At 64.0% G+C, this 21511-nt stretch carries 11 protein-coding genes; 3 read left to right on the top strand and 8 right to left on the bottom strand.

Translation table 11 applies throughout. The annotated features are described in order from the left end of the window. Positions 1-146: 146 nt before the first annotated feature. From NMB96_RS22975 to ybaL, 3 genes are all read right to left on the bottom strand, one after another. Complete coding sequence (locus NMB96_RS22975; RefSeq protein WP_023904859.1) at positions 147-2279, bottom strand: TonB-dependent receptor family protein; 2133 nt, start codon at positions 2277-2279, stop codon at positions 147-149. After that, positions 2280-3041 carry an HpcH/HpaI aldolase family protein gene (locus NMB96_RS22970; RefSeq protein WP_023904858.1) on the bottom strand — a complete coding sequence of 254 codons (762 nt, stop codon included), beginning with the start codon at positions 3039-3041 and terminating at the stop codon, positions 2280-2282. A 215-nt stretch (positions 3042-3256) separates the two neighbouring features. Further along, entirely contained in the window at positions 3257-4954 is a 1698-nt protein-coding gene (gene ybaL, locus NMB96_RS22965; RefSeq protein ID WP_255085824.1) for a YbaL family putative K(+) efflux transporter, read from the bottom strand. 488 nt (positions 4955-5442) lie between these two features. On the opposite strand from ybaL, the gene NMB96_RS22960 reads away from it, so the two are divergent. Further along, positions 5443-6585, top strand: coding sequence for a cytochrome P450 (locus tag NMB96_RS22960; RefSeq protein ID WP_255085823.1), 1143 nt, complete (start codon positions 5443-5445; stop codon positions 6583-6585). A gap of 862 nt (positions 6586-7447) precedes the next feature. Here the strand turns inward: NMB96_RS22960 and NMB96_RS22955 are convergent. The 3 genes from NMB96_RS22955 to NMB96_RS22945 form a co-directional block, all read right to left on the bottom strand. Then, the gene (locus tag NMB96_RS22955) at positions 7448-9847 is read right to left on the bottom strand and encodes a TonB-dependent receptor plug domain-containing protein (protein WP_255085822.1); all 2400 of its coding nucleotides are present in this window, start codon (positions 9845-9847) and stop codon (positions 7448-7450) included. A 350-nt stretch (positions 9848-10197) separates the two neighbouring features. After that, complete coding sequence (locus NMB96_RS22950; protein WP_255085821.1) at positions 10198-12585, bottom strand: TonB-dependent receptor plug domain-containing protein; 2388 nt, start codon at positions 12583-12585, stop codon at positions 10198-10200. A 514-nt stretch (positions 12586-13099) separates the two neighbouring features. Then, entirely contained in the window at positions 13100-15499 is a 2400-nt protein-coding gene (locus NMB96_RS22945; RefSeq protein ID WP_183086680.1) for a TonB-dependent receptor plug domain-containing protein, read from the bottom strand. Between the two features lie 185 nt (positions 15500-15684). On the opposite strand from NMB96_RS22945, the gene NMB96_RS22940 reads away from it, so the two are divergent. Continuing rightward, positions 15685-17547, top strand: a complete 1863-nt coding sequence (locus NMB96_RS22940) for an ABC-F family ATP-binding cassette domain-containing protein (protein WP_043889381.1) — start codon at positions 15685-15687, stop codon at positions 17545-17547. Between the two features lie 177 nt (positions 17548-17724). Here NMB96_RS22940 and NMB96_RS22935 read toward each other — a convergent pair whose 3' ends face one another. Both NMB96_RS22935 and ampR read right to left on the bottom strand, forming a co-directional pair. Further along, on the bottom strand, positions 17725-19002 hold the full coding sequence (locus NMB96_RS22935; protein ID WP_023904849.1) for a lytic murein transglycosylase: 1278 nt from the start codon (positions 19000-19002) through the stop codon (positions 17725-17727). A gap of 175 nt (positions 19003-19177) precedes the next feature. Next, positions 19178-20047 carry a LysR family transcriptional regulator AmpR gene (gene ampR / locus NMB96_RS22930; protein ID WP_023904848.1) on the bottom strand — a complete coding sequence of 290 codons (870 nt, stop codon included), beginning with the start codon at positions 20045-20047 and terminating at the stop codon, positions 19178-19180. A gap of 100 nt (positions 20048-20147) precedes the next feature. On the opposite strand from ampR, the gene bla reads away from it, so the two are divergent. Continuing rightward, positions 20148-21053, top strand: coding sequence for a class A beta-lactamase (gene bla / locus NMB96_RS22925; protein ID WP_023904847.1), 906 nt, complete (start codon positions 20148-20150; stop codon positions 21051-21053). Positions 21054-21511: the final 458 nt, after the last annotated feature.

Genomic DNA, 21511 nt, shown 5'->3' with positions numbered 1-21511 from the left:
CGCATGCCGCATGCTGCGGCGGTGAGGCGTGCGTCATGCACGCCGTGTTGTCTGCGGCGCTCGCCGTTGCCGTCAGGCGCGACCAACGCCCCTGTGCGTCGGTCGTTTGCAGCAGTTAATTACTGGCGCAGGTTTAAAACGTGGGCTTAAAAGGTGTATTCCAGCCCGGCGGTCACGGTGCGCGATGGCGCGGCCTGGCGGCCCCACGGGCTGGTATCCACACCGCGGAACCAGTACTGCCGATCGAACAGGTTGTTGATCGCCAGCGATGCGCTGAATTTTTGTCCATCGCGTTCGAACAAGGTATGGCTTACCTGCGTGTTCCACACCATGTAGGCCGGCAACTGACCCACCGAGGCGATTGCGTTCTCTTGCACGGTATTCGCCGCATCGCTGTAGGCCTTGCTGAAGTAGTAGCTCGACAGTGCGACAGTGGTGTGACCGAGCGTGTAGTTGCCGCCCAAGGTGATCTGATTGCGTGAGGTGTAAGGCACGCGAAAGCCGCGAAACGCGCCCGATTCCTGGCTGGCATCCAGATATGCATAACCGGCGTTGAGGGTGAGCGCGCGCAGATTTTCCGGGCTCCATTGCAGTTCCAACTCGCCGCCTTGATGGCGGGTCTTGCCGAGGTTGCGGAACACGCGCGTGGTGTTGTCCAGCTGGATCTGCTGATCGAAATCGATCAGATAGCCGCCCAACTGGATGCGAGTGCGCTCGTTGGGTTGATAGCGCGTGCCGGCTTCGTAGTTCCAGGCCAGTTCGGCATCCAGATTGTTGCCGAAGATGATCTGGGTGACCTGCGGCGCACGCATCGAACGTTGCCCATCGGCATAGAAGAACCACTGTTCGTTGGCCTGAAACCCGACCGTCAGACCCGGCAACACATCGCGGGTCTGGTTGAGCGTGCTGACGCCGGTGGCGCGATTGAAGTAGCGCGAATCCAGCCGCTCGTAACGCAGGCCCGGGGTGATGGTGAAACGTTCGTCGGGCAGCGTGATCGCGTTGCTGACGTAGGCCGCCAAGGCGCGATCTTCGAACTGCCAATCGCGCACGCTGGTGAACAGGCCATCGCGCAGGCGCAGATTGCCGACCAGAAAATCGATGTCTTCGTGCACCGCGCGCACACCGGCGGTCCACTGCTGACGCACGCCACCGGCATCGCCCATGTTCCAGGTCAGGCGCGGCTCGCTGCCGACCACGCGGAAGTCGCGCGGTGCGGTCTGGCGCAGTTGCGGCGGCAGATCCGAACGCCAGGTTTCGGTGGCGGCCTGACGCATGCCGACGATGAAGTTGCGGCTGCTGCGCGCGCTGAAGTTGGTCCAATCCAGGCGCACATCCTTCATCGGGCCCCAATCGCCCAGCAACTGCTCATAGCTCAAGGATGCACGCGTGGTGCGGCCGTTGAAGCTGTCCAGCGGGCGCGTGGATTGACGCGGGTCGCGCCGATAATCGTCCGGGCTGAGCGCACCGGCCAGATCCATGTCGACCAGATAACGCTGCACGCTGGCCTTGAGCAACTTGGTGTCGTCCAGCCACCACTCCGCACGCACGCGCAGATTGCTGATATCGGTATCGCTGTGCGCGCGCCAATACTCGCCATAGGTGCGATTGGCATCGACCTGCATGCCGAAGTTGTCGGTGAGGTAGCCGCCGCTGCTGAGCGCGCTGTCCTGCAGAAACTGGCCCTGGCCGCCGGCGGTGACCTTGTGCCCCAGGGTGGTGCTCCATGCGCTGGGGATGTCCTTGCTGACCAGATTGATCACCCCGCCCACGTTGTTCGGCCCGTACTGCACGGCCGCACCGCCGCGCACGATATCGATGCGGTCGATCTGATTCAGCCCCACCGGAAACAGCGACAGACTGGTCTGCCCATACGGCGCCAATGCCAGCGGAATGCCGTCTTCCAGCACCTGCACACGGCCGCTTCGGCTTTCGTACAGGCCGCGCAGCATCAGTTGCGGCAACGCGCCGGTGCCGGTTTCATCGAAGATCTTGATGCCCGGCACGCGTTGCAGCGCGTCGTCCAGCGAGCGGTTGCCGCCGTTGCGCAGCTGTTCGCGATCGATTACCTGGCGGCTACCGGCATACCGCTGCACATCGTCGGGTTTGGAACGCCCGAGCAGGCTGCCCTGCACCTGGATCGCATCCAATGCGCGGATCGGCGTTTGCGCATCGGCGGCATCGGCATCCGGCGACTCGATGGCGAACGTCAACTGCGGCAGGGTCACAGTGATCGCAGCGATGGCGATGGCCAGGGCGTGGAAACGGAACGTCGACATCTACGGCGTGCTCCTGCAGGCGGGTGGTGAAGTGGGTATGGCGAATGTGGCCAGGTGGCCGCGCAGTGCACGTTGCATCAGTGCGCGGTCTTCGCCGGCAAGCAGCCAGCGCAGATCGGGCTGTTGCAGCCAGTGCGCGCGTTGCGCATCGGTGCGCGGATTGGGGCAGAACGGCACCTCGGCAGCAACGCATTGCGCATGCAGCTGCAGCAGCAGCTCCCACACCTGTGGATGGGTCGGTTGCGGGCCCAGGCCCAGATCCAGCGCAAGATCCAGTGCGCCTTCCATCACCAGCGCCACGCCGGGCACGGCAAGCATCTCGGGCAGCGCAGCAACACCGGCCGCGCTTTCGATCATCGGCACGATGCGGATATCGCGATTGGCTTGTGCGATGTAGCTGGGCAGATCGAGGTTGCCAAAGCCGGTGACACGCCCGCCGGTGATGCCGCGCCGGCCCAGCGGCGGAAACTGCGCCGCAGCGATGGCGGAGACCAGTTGTGCCGCTGACTCGGCGCGCGGAATCACGATCCCGCGCGCGCCGGCATCCAGCACCCGGCCGATCAGCTTTTCGTCCACCTCCGGCACGCGCACCCAGGCCTCGCAGCCGGACAGCTCGCACGCGCGGATGGCGTGTTCCAGCTCATCCGGCGCGCGCAGCACATGCTCCAGATCCAGCACCACAAAGCCATAGCCGATCCGGCCCAGCAGCTCGCACAACTGCACGCTTGGCAACGCATTGAGAACGCCAACCGCAAACACCATGGATGAGGCCGCCAAGGAAACGGGCGCTCATCCTGCTCTTGATGGGAATGATTATCAAGTGTGTCTGGAGGGCAGTTTGTGGTGCCTGGTCGCAGTTTGATCAAGGCACTGCGGCAGGCCTTTCCGTACTGAACAAATGGCGGGCAATAAAAAACCCGCAGACAGCGCCGGCGGGTTTTTGGTTCGTGCGGTGTTGCCTGATGCTGCGCTGCAGCTTACGAGGCCGGCACGCGCAACGCCCGATACGGCGGGGTCGACATCACCATTTCGGCCAGCGAATAAGCCAGTTCGCGCTCGGCCAGCACCGCGCCGTCGGCGCCGTGAGCGAGCAGGTGCTTGACCTCGGCATCGCTGTGCGCACGCGCCAGCAGGGTCAGCGAGGGATTGATCGCACGCAGCTTGGCCAGCGCTTCGCCGGCTTCGAGCGGCTGCGGGATCGCAAGAATCGCGATCTTGGCGTGCTCCGGGCGCGCCTCGGCCAACACGCGGTCGGCCGCCGCGCTGCCACGGATGCCGGGGATGCCGGCCGCATGCGCCTTGGCCACATGGTCGCCGTTGTCGTCGATCACCAGCACCGGCACGCCACGGCTACGCAGCAACTGCGCCAGCGCGCTGCCCACGCGGCCGTAGCCGATCACGATGGCATGGCCGTCCAGCTGCAGTGGCGGGCCGGGCGGCAGCTCCGGTTCCACCGTGGCCGGGGCGTCCTGCGCCTGCCTGGCCTGCCAACGGTCCAGCCATGAGAACAGGAACGGGTTGGCGATGATCGATAGCAGCGCGCCGGCCAGGATCAGGTCGCGCCCGGTTTCGGGCAGGATCGCCAGCTGCACGCCCAGCCCGGCCAGGATGAAAGAGAACTCGCCGATCTGCGCCAGGCTGGTGGAAATGGTCAGCGCGGTACCGGTGGGGTGGCCGAACGCACGCACGATCACAAACGCGGCCAGCGACTTGCCCAAGGTCACGGTCAGGAACGTGGCCAACACCTGCCACGGATGCTCGACCAGGATCATCGGGTCGAACAACATGCCCACCGAAACGAAGAACAGCACTGCGAACGCATCGCGCAACGGCAGCGAATCGCTCGCCGCCTTGTGGCTGAGCTCGGATTCCTTGAGCAACATGCCGGCGAAGAATGCGCCCAGTGCGAACGACACGCCGAACAGGGTTGCCGACACGAACGCCACACCCAGCGCGATGCCGAGCACCGCCAGGGTGAACAGCTCGCGCGAACCGGTGGCAGCGACTTTTTCCAGCGACCACGGAATCACCCGGCGCCCGATCACCAGCATCACCGCCACAAACGCCACCATCTTGAATAGCGTCAAACCGAGCGCGGCCAGTAGCGAGGTGGATTCGCCGTCATGCGCGGCAGCTGGCGCGCCGGTGCCCAGCACCTCGGCCAATGCCGGCAACATCACCAGCGCGATCACCATCACCAGGTCTTCGACGATCAACCAGCCCACCGCGATGCGGCCGCGCTGGGTTTCCAGCAGGCGGCGTTCTTCCAATGCGCGCAGCAGCACCACGGTACTGGCCACCGACAGCGCCAGACCGAACACCAGGCCATGCATCAACGGCCAGCCCATGCTCCAGGCCAATGCCCAGCCCAGCAGCGTGGCGACCACGATCTGCGCCAGCGCGCCAGGAATGGCGATCCACTTCACTTCCATCAGATCGTCGAGCGAGAAGTGCAGGCCCACGCCGAACATCAGCAGCATCACACCCAGCTCGGACAGCTGGTTGGCCATGGTCTGGTCGGCCACGAAGCCGGGCGTGAATGGCCCGACGCACACGCCTGCCAGCAGATAGCCGACCAGCGGCGAGAGCTTCACTTTCTGTGCGAGCGTGCCCAGCACGAAAGCGACCGCGAGGCCGACGGCGATGATGTCGATGAGGCTGGTGTCGTGATGCATTCCAATCCGTTGTGAGGTTGTCCAAGAATAGCGAGGGCGACCCAGCCAACGGCACTGCGCCGGGCATCGCCTGCGGGCATTGTGTGGTCATGGCTGGAGTCCGGCGAGGGGAACAGGACCGCGTTGCAGGTCCGGTTGGCCGGACGCCCATAGTACACAGCGCTTGATTAACGCGATGCGACACGTGGCGCATGCATGCAAACGGATGCACGCGTTGGGCGCGGCATGTGGACTGCATGAGCGTGCGTGCGCCAGTGCGACAGCGAGATGCACTGCACAGACAGGCAACGCGGAATCAACTTTGACGACAAGGCTTCGCGCCTGGGCAAGGCACGTGCGCGATGTGGGTCGTCAATTGCCGCTGACAAATTGCCTCTGACAATCAGCGATTCCCTGTTGAAGAGCCTGCGTTCTTTATCAGGTCCAAGTCCTTATCGCCCCATCGCCCATCGCCCATCTGCGGATGGTGACGCCACACGAGCCAGGCCATGCATCTCAGCGATTTCGCAACACCCGTCTTTCGGCACGATCCGTATCCTACCTACGCACGCTTGCGTGCCGAAGGGCCGCTGGTGCAGGTGGCCGAAAGACGACTGATGTCCGGCCACTACAAGGTCGTGGACAGCCTGCTCAGCGATCGCCGGGTGGGCCGCGATTATCTGGAAAGCATCCGCCTGCGCTACGGCGAGGCAGCGGTGCAAATGCCGCTATTCCAGGGCATGAGCCGCATGTTTCTGCTGCTCAACCCGCCAGTGCACACCCAGTTGCGCGGATTGATGACACAGGCCTTCGGTGCGCGGCAGATGGACTCCATGCGCGAAGTCGCCCGCGACACCGCCGCCAGCTTGATCGAGACGTTTCAAGCCAAGGGCCACTGCGATCTGCTGACCGAGTTCGCGTTTCCGCTGCCGATCGCCATCATTTGCCGGATGCTGGACATCGATGCAGCCGATGTCACCGCGCTGAGTCACGCCACCAGCGCGCTGGCAAAAGTCTTCGATCCCATGATGACGCCTGTGGAATTGGAGGCCACCAGCGCTGCCTTCATCCAGCTGGAAACCTATTTCAACGCCGTGATCGAGCAACGTCGCAACAATGGCGGCGAGGATCTGATTTCGCGTTTCATCCAGGCCGAAGACGAAGGCCGCCGCTTGAGCGATGAGGAGATCGTCTCCAATGTGATCCTGCTGTTTTTCGCCGGCCACGAAACCACCTCCAACATGATCTGCAATGCGCTGGTCGCCTTGCACCGGCATCCGCAGCAACTGCGCCTGCTGCAGGAAAACCCGAGCCTGATGCCGAATGCAGTGCTCGAATGCCTGCGCTACGACAGCTCGGTGCAGATCGCCACGCGCACCGCGTTGCAGGATTTCGAGATCGATGGGGTGGCCGTCTCCAAGGGCACGATGTTGTATCTGATGCTGGGCGCGGCCAACCACGACACGCTGCAATTCACCGACCCGCAGGTGCTGGATATCCGGCGCCAGCAGGGCCGCGCGCTGTCGTTCGGTGGTGGCATCCACCACTGTCTGGGCAATCGGCTGGCGCTGATCGAAATGGAAGCCGCGCTTGCCGCATTGCTCGAGCATCTGCCGGCACTTCGCCTGCCGCAACTCGACGCGTTGAGCTAGAACGATCGCGCCAACTTGCGCGGCGTCGACGCGCTGTTCGCCTCCTGGTGAGGTGAGTGGCCAAGAGTAGCCAACGAAACCTCTTTGACGCTGTATCGATAACGGTAACGTGTTGGCCCACGCGCCTTCGTTGACGCGTGGAGTGATGTCGGGAATTGCAATGACTCGCCCGGATCGAAAGGAACTGATCAAACCGCCCCTCATCGTATTGCCGCGCACCGCTCTTAACCGTATACACCGACCATCGCGACTGGTCCTTGCCCGCCCACCGTCGCGGGACCTTACGCGGCATGGATGCCGCGTAAGAGCTTACATGGACGTACTTGCAGCGTGTCCCGCGACGGTGGGCGGGCAAGGGCCCTGCAGCAAACCTGCAGATCATCCGCTCTAAAACCGAAGTACTAGCACCGTTCCATCACCTCTCAAGCTGAACCAGATCCGAGCTTCAGTGTCGCTTGAATGCTCCCAAGCCGAGCTGGTCGGGGGCGCGATGCCCTCACCGCTCGCGGGACACGCCGCAAGTACGTCCATGTAGGCTCTTACGCGGCATCCATGCCGCGTAAGGTCCCGCAATCGGTGAGGGCATCGCACCTGCCAACTTGGTCGGGTGCTGGTGGTAACTGCACTGCCGGCCGTGCCTATCAGGCGGTGAGTGCAGTTTTTTTTTGGCCGCTCCTGGCGACGCACTGTGCGCCGTCGATACGGAGTTCAACGGGACAAACGCCATTGCCGCAGATGGCTAACAGCCGCTGCATGTTGCGATGCCCACAACGACAAACACCGCCGATCGCTCGGCGGTGTTTGCGTGATAGATGTGCTGATCGGAACTTTCGATCAGCACTTTACGATCAAGCGTCGCTACTCAGAACCGGTAGGTAACCCGGCCATACCAGTAGCGCCCGTTGAAACCGAATGGCGACAACGACGAGTACTGCAGGCCGCCGGCGCGGTCGTCGTAGGCGGTATTCAACTGTGCCTTGGTCGGATACTGGTTGGTGAGGTTGTCGGCGCCCACGGTGAAGGTAAACGCGTTCCAGGTCTGGCTGGCGGCCAGATTCAACAACCAGCGCGCGTCGTAGGTCTGATCTTGGCTGCCATCGACCGGGTCGCTGATGCGCTTGATCGATCCGTAGCGGGTGGCGTTGAAATTGAGCCCGAATCCGCCGTAGGTCCAGTCCGCCGCCGCCATGTACTTGGTGCGTGGCGTGGCGTCGGTGAGCAGGCCCTGGCTGGCGCGGCCGAAATTGGGGTTGGTCAACTCCAGAATGGTGGTCTTGTTGTAGTTGGCGCTGGCACTGAGATTGAGCTTGCCGTAGTTGCCCAGATCGGCCAGGTAGCTGTTGATCCAGTCCACGCCACGGGTGCGGCTGGTGGCGCCGTTGACGAAGAACTGCACCGCCGCCACCTGGCCGATCGGCTGCGCCAGCTGCAACTGGTCCGAATACAGGATCTGGTCCCAGATGCGGATCTGGTAGACGTCCAGGCTGGAGGTGAAGTTGGCGGTCGGCTGCCACACACCGCCCAGACCGTAGTTGGTGGATTTTTCCGGGCTCAGCGGTTGTGCGCCCAGCGCCACGGCAACCGGATCGGAGGTGCGATAGGTGCCCACCTGCACCAGCTCGCCGTCCTGGATCAGCGTCACCACCGAGGCATAGTTCTGCTGCGCCAGCGAGGGCGCACGGAAGCCGTTTGAGATGGTGCCGCGCAGCGAGAACGTATCGCTGAAGGCATAGCGTGCCGACAACTTGCCCGAGCGCGTGGAGCCGGCGTCGCTGTAGTTTTCATAGCGCCCCGCGATGCCGCCGGAGAGCTTGTCGGTGATGTCCGCTTCCAGGTTGGCGTAGACCGCGTTGCTGTGGCGGCCGAACTTGCCGGCCACCGACGGCTCCAACCCCGAGAACACCTGTGCACCGCCCGGATAGGGCGCGCCGGTGTCGGGGTTGATGGTATTGGGGTCGAAGAAGTACGACTCCGGCGAACCGGCGCTGATCTGGTAACGGTCCTGGCGGTGCTCGGCGCCGAAGGCCACATTGACCGGATACGCCAGGCCCCAGTCGAACGCCTTGCTGACGTCCAGATTGACCGTGCCCTGCTCGGTTTCGAAACCGCCGGAATTGAAGTTGGTTGGCGAGCTGCCGGTGCTCCAGAACAGATTGGTGTTGATGCTGTTGAGGATGTTGAAGGTCATGTCGTTCTTGCCGTAAACGGCCGACAGGTCCCAGTTCCACTCGCTTTCGGTGCTGCCCTTGATGCCCAGCACCGCTGAGCGATCGTTGGTGGGGTTATAGATCTGCGGCAGGAAGCCGTTCGGATAGATCGCCTGCACATTGCGCGCGGTGTTGTCGGCCGCGCGGTAATAGCCGTTGGAGGTGACTTCGCGGCGGCTCATGCTGAGGTGGCCGTATAGCTCCAGGTTCGGCGAGAACTCGTAACCGAAGGCGGCCAGCCCCTGATAGAAGTTGGAGGCCGGGTCGCCATGGCGCTGATACGGCACGCCGCCCGGATTGGGCGTGCCCGGCACGGTGGTGGCGCGGTTGGTGTTCTCGCCGCGATTGGTGCTCATGGTGTTCTGGTAGTTCCAGGACAGCCGCACCCAGCCCGGTGCCGTATCGCCGCCGGTGCCGCCGAAGGGCATGCCGACCGAGCCGTCGATGCCGTTCTGCTCGCCATCGCCCTTGTCCATGAAACCGCCGTTGATCGACACGGTATTGCTGCCGGTATCGGCGCCATGTTTGAGCACGATGTTGACCACGCCGGCGATCGCATCGGAGCCATATTGCGCCGAGGCGCCATCACGCAGCACTTCGATGCGCGCGATCGCCGACATCGGCAGCGAGTTCAAATCCGCCGGTGCCGAACCACGGCCCACGTACGGGTTGTAATTGATCAACGACGAGGTGTGATAGCGCTTGCCATCCACCAGCACCAGCACCGCATCCGGCGACAGGCCGCGCAGGGTGGCCGGGCGCGCGGCATCGTTGCCGTCAGAGATCGCCGGGCGCGGGAAGTTCAGCGACGGCAGCAATTTGCCCAGCGCGCTGGCGATATCGGTGGCGCCGGTGGCCTGCAGCGATTGCTCGGTGATGATGTCGATCGGCGATTCGGATTCGGCCACCGTACGATCGCTCACGCGTGTGCCGGTGACGATCAGGGTATCCAGGGTTTTCTGCGGCTGGGTCGATTGCGACTGCGCACTGGCGGCGAACGTGCAGACGGTGAGTGCGACCGAAATCGCAAGCGAAAGTGCGTTGGAGGTGTGCATGGGAATGAAGGCTCAAAGGGGATGAAGGACGCAGGAAGGAAATGCGCGTGTTGCTCGGGGGAGTGCGACTGGAATGCGACTGCGTACTGCGTGGCCCGTCGTGCTTGCGCGCCAGATGTGTTCCGCGTGGCGGAGACGGCGTGTGCAGCAATGACGTCGGCCAGTGACGCAGCCATGCTGCTGCGTTGCGCATCCTTGCTGAAGAAGAGCGTTGATCTCCCCCTCGCGCATCGATGCGAGAGGGGGAGCGATGCTGCGGCGTTACCTGCAGCGCCCCAGCGCTGCGTGGTGTGTGGTGCGTTTTGCGAGGCAGGACAAGCGCTGGCCGTTTCCGACCAGCGCGCAGCGCTTTACCACTTGTAGCTCACGTTGGCGTACACCAGCGCACCGTTGAAGCCGAACGGCGAGGAACCGCTGTAGGGCAGGTAGGTGCGCGTGCCGAGGCCGGCCTGCTGACGGTCCGGATATTCGTTGAGCACGTTGTCGCCGCCGATGGTGAAGTTCCAGCTGTCCAGCTTGTAGGACGCGGCCAGGTCCAGCGTCCACTTGGCCGCATAGGTCTGGTCGCTGCCGGCGTTGGTGCCGAAGGTGGTGAACTCGCCCCAGCGCGTGGCGGTGCCGGTGAACGACCAGTTGCCCGGTGCCCAGGTGCCGCCCAGGAAGAACTTGTCGCGCGGCGTGCCTTCGGTAATGCGACCGATTTCGGCACGGCCGATGCGCACCGCGTTCGGATCGATCGCCACCAGCGCTGCCGGGTTGTCGGCGATCTTCTCCACTTCGGTCTTGTTGTAGTTGTAGCCGGAGGTCAGCTCCACGCTGCTGCCGTCCAGGTTCCAGCGATAGGTACCGACCACATCCACGCCCTGGGTCTTGGTGTCGACCGCATTGGTGAAGTAACGCCCGCCACCGATGCCCGGGAAGCCATTGGCCTGCAGATAATTGCGCGCCGCGGTCGAGGTGAGGTTCTCCGACAGCACAATGCGGTCATCGATATCGATGCGATACGCATCGACGGTGACGTACAGATTTTCGATCGGCTGCAACACCACGCCCAGGCCGTAGTTCTTGGATTCCTCGGCCTTCAACGGCTCGGCGCCGAGCGCGATCGCTGCGGCATTGTCGGTACGGAAGGTGCCGATCTCGAACGGAATCGCCGTCACCGTGCCGTTGGGCTGAGCCACGTTGAGGAACTGCGTGGCGATCGACTGGAAGTTCTGCTGCTGCAACGACGGCGCGCGGAAGCCGGTGGAGGCGGTGGCGCGCAGCGCGACCTTCTCGGTGAAGGCATAACGCAACGACAGCTTGCCGGTGGCGGTGTCGCCGAAGTCGCTGTACTTCTCGTAGCGCCCGGCCAGACCGGCGGACAGCTTTTCGGTCAGATCCGCTTCCAGGTCCACGTAGGCGGAGTGGCTGTTGCGGTTGTAGTAGCCCGAGTCGGAGATCTTGAAGCCAGGAAACACCTGCGCGCCGGGGATCAGCGAGCCGTTGGCCGAGGGAATGCCGCCATTGGCCGAGGACGCCGCATCGCCGGGCGACTGGTTGAACTTCTCGCCGCGCCATTCCGCACCGAAGGCCAGCGTGACCGGGTAGGCCAGGCCCCAATCGAGCGTCTTGGTGAAGTCTGCATTGAGCACGTTCTGGGTGACTTCCAGGGTGCCTGCGTGGAAGTCGGTGGGGCTGGCCAGCCCCAGGCTGTTGTTCAAGCTGTTGCGCACATCGAAGGTGAGATTGTTCTGGCCGTAGTTGTAGCTCAGATCGATGTTCAAACCGCCTTCGGTGGAGGTCTTCAACCCGCCCACCCACGACACGTCCTTGCTGACGTTGTAGATCTGCGGCAGGAAGCCGTCCGGATAGATTTCCGGGCGGTTGCGGTTGTCGCCGGCAAAGCGGAAGTAGCCGTTGGACAGCACTTCGCGACGGCTGACCATGCCGAACGAGTAGAAGGTGAGGTAATCGGTGGGGCTGTATTCGCCATTGAACGATACCGCGCCCTGGTCGATGTCCGGGTCGCCGTAGCGCTGCTCCACGCGGCCCTGGAACGGCAGCGCGCGGTTGGTCTGATCCGAATGCCCGGCCTGCGCGGCCAGATGCACCTTGCCGGTGCCGGCGAAGCTGAAGCCTGCATCGCCGGACAGCTGGTACTGCTCGCCGTCGCCGGCGCTGTACTTGCCGTAGCGGCCGCTGATGCTGCCACCTTCGCCGCTGCCCTTGAGCACGATGTTGATCACACCGGCGATGGCGTCCGAACCGTATTGCGCCGACGCACCGTCGCGCAGCACTTCGATACGCTCCACGGCAGCGATCGGAATGGTATTGAGATCGGCCGGCGACGAACCGCGGCCCTGGGTGTCGTTGAGATTGATCAGCGCGGTGGTGTGGTAACGCTTGCCGTTGACCAGCACCAGTACCTGATCGGGCGACAGGCCGCGCAGCTGCGCGGGGCGCACCGCGTCCGAGCCGTCGGAGATGGCCGGGCGCGGGAAATTCAACGAGGGGATCGCGCGTGACAGCGCGGTAGCCAGCTCGGTGGTGCCGGTCGATTCCAATGCCTGCGGCGAGATGATGTCGATCGGCGATGCCGATTCGGCCACGGTGCGATCGGCCACGCGCGTGCCGGTCACGATCAAGGTATCGAGGGTTTTCTGGGTGGGAGCCTGTGACTGCGCGGATGCGCTTGAAGCGGAAAACGACAGTGCAAGAACAACGGCAACTGCGAGTGGACTGGTCTTGCAATTCATGCGGTGACAACTCCGAGTGGGGAACGGATGCATCGCAGGGGGCCCCCTCCCGGGCCGCGTCCGTTGCGGCAGCTGCGGTGCGTTCCCAACCATTAACCACGTGTAACCACATGTCAAATTTTGGTTATGTTGCGCGTGCAACCGTCATCGAGGATGTGCTAATGGCATCGTTGTCATCGTGCACCAAAGTGATGCGTTGCTTGCACCAGAGCTGCTGTGGCACGGCCTTGCTTGCACCATCTTGGACATCGATACCAGTTATGAAAGTTGTGCATCAGAACGTGAGTTACCCCGCATGAGTGCGGTATTGCGCAGGAGAACGGAGACGGCCGCGCCGGTGTCGCGCTCGGACTCACGCACGTGTGTGGTGGTATGTCTCACGTGGCTGCTGATTGAAAGCAGCGTCGTTGCACTCGCGGCCAACGCAACAACCGCTGCTGCCATGTCTTGAAACGCGCACGCCCCGGACTGGCCGGGGCGTGTGGTCAAACCTCAAACTGTGCAGCCGCAGAACTTACCAGCGGTAGTTGATGCGCCCGTACACATACGCGCCGTTGAAACCGAACGGCGACAGATTGCTGTACGGAAACTGCCCGCTGGTGGAATTGGCGAAGTTGTTCTCGTCCGGATATTCGTCGAGCAGATTGTCCGCACCCAGCGTCAGCGTCCAGCGGTCGACCTTGTAGCTGGCCGAGGCATCCACCACCCACTTGGCGCCAAAGGTCTGGTCGTTGATCGCCGCGGCCGGACGGGTGCTGTATTTGCCGTAGCGCGTCGCACCCAATGCCAACGTCCAGTGCTCCAGATTCCAGCTGCCGTTGATCAGGAACTTGTCGCGCGGGAAGCCTTCTTCGATGCGACCACGTTCGGTACGGTCGATGCGCTCCAGGCTCAGTCCGTTGGCCGACAGCGCCGCCGGGTTGGCCGCCACGTTGCGGACTTCGGTTTCCGAATAGTTGTAGCCGGCGGTCAGGTCCACGCTGCTGGCGGCCAGCTGCCAGCGGTAGCTGCCGACCACGTCCACACCGCGCGTGCGTGTGTCCACCGCATTGGTGAAGTAGCGCCCGCCGTTGATGCCGAAGATGCCCTGCGATTCGAGCAGATTACGCACGGCAGTGCCGGTGAGGTTGGACGAGAGCACGATGCGGTCGTCCACATCGATCTGGTACGCATCCACGGTGAGGTAGAGCGCATCGGTCGGCTGCAACACCAGGCCCAGGCTGTAGGACAGCGAGGTTTCCGCATCCAGCGGCTCAGACCCCAGCGCACGCGCCACGGTGCTGTCGGCGGGGAAGGTACGGATCTCGAACGGGGTCGGATTGCCGGCCAGGAAGGTGGTGCTGGTGGACTGGAAATACTGCTGCGCCAGCGACGGCGCGCGGAAGCCGGACGACACCGTGCCGCGCAGCGCGATCTTGTCGGTGAACGCATAGCGCCCGGACAACTTGCCCGAGGCCTGGCTACCGAAATCGTTGAAGTCCTCGTAGCGCCCGGCCAGACCGGCGGAGAACTTGTCGGTGAAATCGGCTTCCAGATCCGCGTACAGCGCGTAGCTGTCACGCGAATACTGCCCGGACACGCTCGGCGCGAATCCGCCGAAACCCTGTGCACCGCCGGCCAGCGTGCCGGCCTGGAAATACGAGCCCACTTCGCCCGGCGACTGGTTCCACTTTTCGTTGCGGTATTCGGCACCGAAGGCCACCGTCACCGGATACGCCAGGCCCCAGTCGAAACCGCGCTTGACGTCCAGGTTGACGATGTTCTGCGTGGTCTCCAACGCGCCATCGTAGAAGGAGGTCGGCGAGGTCGGGCCCAGGCTCACGTTGAGCGTGTTGCGGGTGTGGAAATCGATCTTGTTGTAGCCGTAGTTGTAGCTGGCATCCCAGTCCCAGCCACTGGCGGTGGAGCCGCGCACGCCGGCCACCAGCGAGCGGTCCTTGGCGTAGGTCTGGATTTCCGGCAGGAAGCCCTGCGGATAGACCGACAGGATGTTCTGGGTGGTGCTGCCCGGCGCGCGGAAGAACGCAAACGAGGTGATGTCGCGGTTACTGGCGGTGGCGAACGCATAGCCGGTGATTCTGTCGCTGAAGGCGAATTCGGTATTGGCCGACACCGCCTGCGCGTTGACGTCGGGGTCGCCGATCTTGAACGCCTTCTGGCCGACGGCCGGCTGCGAGGCGCTGGGTGCGCCGGCATACCCACGCGCACGGTCGGTGGGGTCCTGCTGATTGAGCTGGGCCGCCACATGCAGCCAGCCGCGATCGCCGCCATAGGCCACGCCGGTGTCGCCGGACAGCTCGTAGTTGCTGCCGTCGCCAGCCGAGTACTGGCCGAAGCCGGCCTGCAGGCTGCCGCCCTTTTCAGCGCCCTTGAGCACGATGTTGATCACGCCGGCGATGGCATCGGAGCCGTATTGCGCCGAGGCGCCATCGCGCAGCACTTCCACCCGCGCGATGGCGGCGACCGGAATGGTGTTCAGATCCACCGCCGCCGCGCCACGCCCGATCGTGCCGTTGAGATTGAGCAGCGAAGAGGTGTGACGGCGCTTGCCGTTGACCAGCACCAGCACCTGATCCGGCGACAGGCCGCGCAACTGCGCAGGACGGATCGCGCTAGTGCCGTCGCTCAACGCCGGCCGCGGGAAGTTCAGCGAGGGCAGCGCACGCGCCAGCGCGGTGGCCAGCTCCGAGGTGCCGGTTGCCTGCAGCGATTCGGCGCTGATGATGTCGATCGGCGACTGCGATTCGGCCACGGTGCGGTCGGACACGCGGGTGCCGGTGACGATGACCGTATCCAGCGTATTCGCGGGCGCATTAGCTGGGGCTGTGGCCGGCGCGGTGGTCTGGGCGAGGGCGGGGGAGGCGAGCAGCGCCGCAACGACGGCGGCTGCGAGCGTGGACAACGGGTAATTCATGACAACTCCGAAACATGGGTCCAAGCAGGACCAGCAAGACTGGGCAGGGTCTGGGCGCAAAAAGCCAATCGCGAATGAAGCCAGCGTCCAGCCTGAAGGCGCTAATTATTCGTTAACGCTAGAATGGCGTCGCAGGAATGCTGCTCATCTGCTCATTCCTTTTCGTTCTATCGGACTGTCCATCAATGATTTCCCTGCGCAACTTCTCCATGCGACGCGGCGAGCGTCTGCTGTTGTCCAACGTCGACCTGACCATGCATGCCGGCTACCGCGTCGGTGTGGTGGGCCGTAATGGCACCGGCAAGTCGAGCCTGTTCGCCGCGGTGAAGGGCGAACTGGAAGCGGACAAGGGCGATGTCGACCTGCCCGGCAAGGTGCGCACCGCCAGCGTTTCGCAGGAAACCCCCTCGCTGCCAGATCCGGCGCTGTCGTTCGTGCTCGGCGGCGACATCGAGGTGTCGGCCATCCTGCAGGAAGAGGCGGCGGCCACCGCGCGCGAAGACTGGGAAGCGGTCGCCAACGCGCATCAGAAGATGGCCGAACTGGGCGCCTACGACGCCGAAGCGCGCGCCGGCAAGCTGCTGCACGGCCTGGGCTTCCCGGCCGAGACCCATCACCGCGCGGTCTCCTCGTTCTCCGGTGGCTGGCGCGTGCGGTTGAATCTGGCGCGCGCGCTGATGATGCCCAGCGACCTGTTGCTGCTCGACGAACCCACCAACCACTTGGACATGGACGCAGTGCTGTGGCTGGAGCAGTGGTTGCTCAAGTACCCGGGCACCTTGCTGCTGATTTCGCATGACCGCGAGTTCCTCGACAACGTGGCCACGCATACGCTGCATCTGCACGGCGGCACCGCCAAGCTGTACGTCGGCGGCTATACCGATTTCGAACGCCAGCGCATCGAGCACCTGCGCCAGCAGCAGATCGCGCACGAAAAGGGCCAGGCCGAGCGCGCGCATCTGCAGAGCTTCATCGACCGCTTCAAGGCGCAGGCCAGCAAGGCCAGCCAGGCGCAAAGCCGCATGAAGCGGCTGGCCAAGATGGCTGGTACCGAAGCGGTGCGCGCCGAGCGCGAATTCCGCATCGAATTCGCACAGCCGAATCGGCTGCCGTTTTCGCTGATCCGGCTGAATCATCTGGACGCCGGCTACGGTGCGGATTCGGTGATCCTGCACGACGTCGGGTTCGGGTTGGAGGCCGGCGACCGGATTGGCTTGCTCGGCCCCAACGGTGCGGGTAAGACCACGCTGGTCAAGACCTTGGTGGGCGAGTTGGAGCCGTTGTCTGGCGAGCGCAGCGCGCATCCGGATCTGCGCATCGGCTACTTTGCCCAGCACACGGTGGAGTCGCTGCACGAAGGCCAGTCGCCGATGGATCACTTCCGCGAGCTATCGCCGGATGGCTCCAATCAGGCGTTCCGCGACTTCCTGGGCAAGTGGAACTTCGCCGGCGACCGCGCCTTCGAAGTGGTGGACGGTTTCTCCGGTGGCGAGCGCGCGCGTCTGGCGTTGGCCCTGATCGCCTGGCAGCAGCCGAACGTGCTGCTGCTCGACGAACCGACCAACCACTTGGACCTGGAAATGCGCGAGGCGCTGGCCGAGGCGCTGAGCGACTTCGAAGGCGCCATCGTGATGGTCTCGCATGACCGCCATCTGATCGGCCTGGTCTGCGACAGCTTCTGGCGCGTGGCCGACGGTGTGGTCGAACCGTTCGCCGGCGACCTGGACGAATACGCCGCCTGGCTGCGCAGCCGCCCGGCCGCGCAAGGCACCAAGCAGAAGCTGGCCGAGGTCGCCCCGACCCCGCCACCACCGACCAAGCCGCTACCGCCGAAGAAGGTCGTCAATCCGCACAAGCTGGCCAGCGCCGAGAAGCGTGTGGGCGAGCTGGAAGCAGCATTGGCGGAACTGGACCGGCAACTGGCAAATCCGGCCAACTACCCCGACAGCGAGAAAATGGCCGTGCTGGGCCGCGATCGCGAGGCCACCGCGCAGTTGTTGGCGGCCGCGGAAGCGGCGTGGATGGAACTGATCGACGGCGCTGCCTGATCGCTGCGGCTGCAGCCATGCCCGCAGGCTGGGCCTGCCAGCCAGTTCGTCGCGCGGTCATGCAGTCCGCGCGAGCGTGCAGCGCTTGGCAACGCCAAGCGCTTCTCCTCGCTGCATGAGCAGTCGCAGCATGGGCCGGACCGGTGGTCAGTATGGCCTGGCGGTGCGATGACGCGATCAGCGTGCCCGCAGCCGCGCCAGCAAAGCGCTGCTGGCATAACCGTCCTGCGGCAACTGCTGGCTGCGCTGGAATGCACGGATTCCCTGGCGAGTTCGCGCCCCCAGCGCACCGTCGACGCCGCCCACGTCGAATCCCTTGTCGGTCAGCCGCTGCTGCAGCTCGGTGATCTCTGCCACGCTATTAAGCGGCGGATCGTCTTTTGGCCAGGGCTGCTCGACCCCGGCTCCACCCGCATAGCCATCGGCCAACAGACCGACCGCCAGCGCATAGGCGGTGGAATTGTTGTAACGCAGAATGCTGCGGAAATTGTCGAACACCAGGAAAGCCGGGCCGCGATACCCTGCGGGCAAAAGCACCGATGCCTGTTCCTGGGCCAGTGCGGGCGCAATCGGCTTGCTGCCACACACCACACCCTGGCGCCGCCATTCGGCAACGGTTTTCTTGATCGTCAGGTCGGCCTGCGCGTAGTCGAAGCCGCCTGACAGATGCACTTCCTGGCCCCAGGGAACAGCGCTGCTCCAGTTGCTCTGCTTGAGATAATTCGCGGCAGAGCCCAAGGCATCCGCACTGGAATTCCACACATCGCGTTTGTGGTCCCCATCGTCGTCGACGGCGTAGTCGCGGTAGGTGCTGGGAATGAATTGCGTCTGTCCCATGGCGCCGGCCCATGAGCCCACAAACTGCGATTGATCGACGCCTTTTTCCGTCTGCAGGATCTGCAACGCCGCAAGCAATTGCGTATTTCCATACTTGATGCGCCGACCCTCATGCGCCAGCGTCGCCAGCGAACGGATCACGTAGCGGTCGCCGATCTGTTTGCCGTACTCGCTTTCCATGCTCCAGATGGCTGTCAGGATGCCCGGATCCACACCGTATTGCTGCTGCAACTTTTGAAAGAGGGTGCGCTGGCTGATCAGCAGTTGCTGTCCTTCCTGGATGGCGGACGGTGTGACACGGTCGTCGAGATAATCCCAGAGATAGCGGGTGAATTCGGGCTGCTGCTGATCCAGTGCCTGCACCGATGGATCGGGTGTGACGCCAGCGAATGCGGTGTCTAGCGTGGTTGTTTCAATACCGGCAGCAAGCGCACGCTGGCGGAAGTCGACCAACCATTGTTCGAAGCTGGGCGTGGGCGCGGGATCTTGCTGGGCAGCAGCGTTCGTTGCGGGAGACGAGGTTGTTCCGGGGGCAGTGGCTTGCGCTGTTGCGTTGGCGGCAGCAACACATGCGCCGATACATAGCGAGAAACGAAGAAGGTGCGAAGGCGTGATCATGGGTCTGCCCGATGCGGGATGGGAGCCCAACGTAGCCCTCAGTTTCCGGGAATAAAACTATTGCAGCTATTCGTTTTCATCACTTCTTTCATCTCTAAAACAAGCGGCCAACAGCGAATGTGTCGGCGTGCCGCCTTCGGCGCCGGCCCAGAGGGAACAGGCGCCACTGGACTGCTCATGCGGAAATGGTCTGCGCTAGCCAGCGGTGAAAGCTGAGCGCGGCGGCTCCGGCCGGCCGCGAACGTAGATGGGTGAGCCAATAGCGTCCAGCGTCGATCCTGATCGGGAACGGGCACACCAGGCGCCCTGCATCCAGATCCTGGCGAAACATCGGCAACGGCAACAACGCCACCCCGGCACCTGCCGCCGCGGCGCTGGCCAATGTCAGCGACGAATCGAACATCGCACCGCGCGCTGCGACCTCGGTGGCACCCGCCGCGCGAAACCACTGCGGCCACTCGTCCAGTCGATACGAGCGCAGCAACTGCACCTGCGCCAGATCGGCCGGCGTGCGCAACGCGCGCGCCATTGCTGGCGCGCAGACCGGTGCAAACGGCGCCTCCAGCAGCGCATGGGCGATCTGCCCGTGCCAGTCGCCGTCGCCGAAACGGATCGCCAGATCCAGCCCTTCGCCGGCCAGATCGACGCGGTTGTTGTGGGTCGACAGGCGCAGCTCGATCTCCGGATGCGCCGCATGAAAGGCATCCACGCGCGGCAGCAACCAGCCGGTAGCGAAGGTGCCGACCACGCCGACGCTGAGCACCTCGCGATAGCGGCCATCGGCAAAGCGCTCCAGGGTGGCAGCGATGCGGTCGAAGGCCTCGCCCAGCACCGGCGCCAACGCCGCGCCCTCGTCGGTGAGCGCCACGCCGCGTGGCAGGCGGTGGAACAGGTTGGTGCCCAGCTGCTGCTCCAGCGCCTTGATCTGGTGACTGAGTGCGGCCTGGCTCACGCACAGCTCGCCGGCCGCGCGGGTCAGGTTTTGATGACGCGCAGCGGCCTCGAAAGCGCGCAGGGCATTGAGCGGGAGGCGGGGCCGGGGCATGCGCAGAGATTAGTTCAATTCATGCCTGGGATCGAAACATCGCGATGGTCGGCTGCTTCGCCTGCATCGATACTGCGGGCTCTCCCAATGAGGTGGCCCCATGTTGAACCGACGGCAGTTCCTGTCCGTGACCGGTGCGAGTGTGTTGCTTGCGGCGTCCAAATCCGCATGGCCGCTCTCCCGGGTGGCGACATTGCAAGAGCCAACGGGCGATCTGCTGCGGGCACGCTGGGCCGAGATCGAACGTGGCACCGGTGACCGCCTGGGTATCGGCCTGCTCGACAGCGCCACCGGCAAGCACTTCGGGCAGCGCGAAGACGAGCGCTTTCCGATGTGCAGTACCTTCAAATTTGTATTGGCTGCGGCAGTATTACAGCGGGTGGACCAGGGCAAGCTGACGCTGGCGCAACGGGTCAAAATCCGTGCCTCGGACATGCTGTCGCATGCGCCAGTGACCGAGCGCCATGTCGGCGGTTCGCTCAGCGTGGCCGAGCTGTGCCGGGCCACGATGATCTACAGCGACAACCCGGCCGCAAACCTGTTGTTCCCGCTGGTCGGCGATCCGCAAGGCCTGACTGCTTTCCTGCGCGGTATTGGCGATGCCCAGACCCGCAGCGACCGTCACGAGCCGGAGATGAATCGGTTCGCCCAGGACGACCCGCGCGACACCACCACCCCGGCCGCGATGGCTTTAACGCTGCGCACGCTGCTGCTCGGCGATGCGCTGCAACCTACCTCACGCAAGCAGCTGACCGACTGGATGATCGACAACCGTACCGGCGATACCTGTCTGCGCGCGGGCCTGCCGCGCAGCTGGAAGATCGGCGACAAGACCGGCAGCAACGGCACCGACACCCGCAACGACATCGCCATCCTCTGGCCACCGAAGGGCAGGGCACCACTGCTGCTCACCACGTACTTGAATGGCGCCAGCGTCGACAGCGATGCGCGCGATGCGGCGTTAAAGGCAGTGGCGCAGGCAGTGGCGAGCTACGTATCTGCTTGATGCGTGCGCGGCGGGTTCTGGAGCGGCCCGCTTCACAACGCGATCGAATCGCCGCTCTGCAAGCCGCGAACCAGCGTGGTCGGCTGTTGGAGGTCGACGCAGTGCCTGCAGCGGACTGCAGTTGCAGCACTCCGCCTCGAGGCCATGTCTACAACCAGCGCGGCGGGCGTTTTTTCGACGCCAGTGACTAAGAACGGCTAACAAAACCTAGCGAGCGAGCGCCTGAAAGTGAGTGCAGTGGTTTTGTCGGCCGCATCTCGGTGGATGCAGTCAAAAGTCCAGATCAAACGCTGAGTGGGTCGAATGCGCGGGGCCCTCACCGCTCGCGGGACACGCCGCAAGTATGTCCATGTAGGCTCGGTGGCGGCATCCATGCCGCCACACGGTCCCGCAAGCGGCGACGACACCGCACCAGAAAGTTGATCGGTTGCTTTGTTTAAACCCATGCATAACGATCA

The sequence above is a fragment of the Xanthomonas hortorum genome (assembly GCF_024339125.1).
Lineage (GTDB): Bacteria > Pseudomonadota > Gammaproteobacteria > Xanthomonadales > Xanthomonadaceae > Xanthomonas > Xanthomonas hortorum.
This window is presented reverse-complemented; position numbering and strand designations above follow the sequence as displayed.